General features: G+C 70.6%; 1 pseudogene. It reads right to left on the bottom strand.

Annotation, left to right across the window (positions count from 1 at the left end):
* Nucleotides 1-472, bottom strand: a pseudogene (locus tag MKK63_RS09920) (oxidase); the annotation flags it as partial.

Genomic DNA, 472 nt, shown 5'->3' with positions numbered 1-472 from the left:
CGACCACGTTGCGCATGTAGCCGGCCGGGTTCCAGCGCGGCGACATCGGCTGCGTGCCGCCGTCGTTGCCGGTCGCGCGGACGCGCAGGGCATGCGGCCCCGGCGCCAGATCGGCCTCGGCGGTCCAGGTGCGGAAGGCGTAGCGGCCGAGATCCTGGCCGAGCCGAGCCGGGCTCCAGGTCCGGCCGTCGTCGGTGGAGATCTCCACCGCCTTGATGCCCGATCCGCCGTCGAATGCGATGCCGCGCAGCGGCACGCGGCCGGCCTTCACCTGCGTGCCGTCCGCAAGATTGGTCACGAAGGAGCGGACGTTGAAGCGGCCGATCGGCACGGTCCTGTCGGGCGCCTTGCCGGGCTCGGTGCAGGCACAGGCATTGTCGGGGATGCGGTAGGCGCTCTTCATCCAGAAGCCCTCGAAGGGCGTGTCGAGCACCGTGATGGCGTTGAGGTGCTTGACCCAGTAGGTGCCGTA

It is taken from the genome of Methylobacterium sp. J-088 (assembly GCF_022829295.1).
GTDB lineage: Bacteria > Pseudomonadota > Alphaproteobacteria > Rhizobiales > Beijerinckiaceae > Methylobacterium.
The sequence above is the reverse complement of the archived record's forward strand: the minus strand, read 5'-3'. Positions and strand labels throughout refer to the sequence as shown.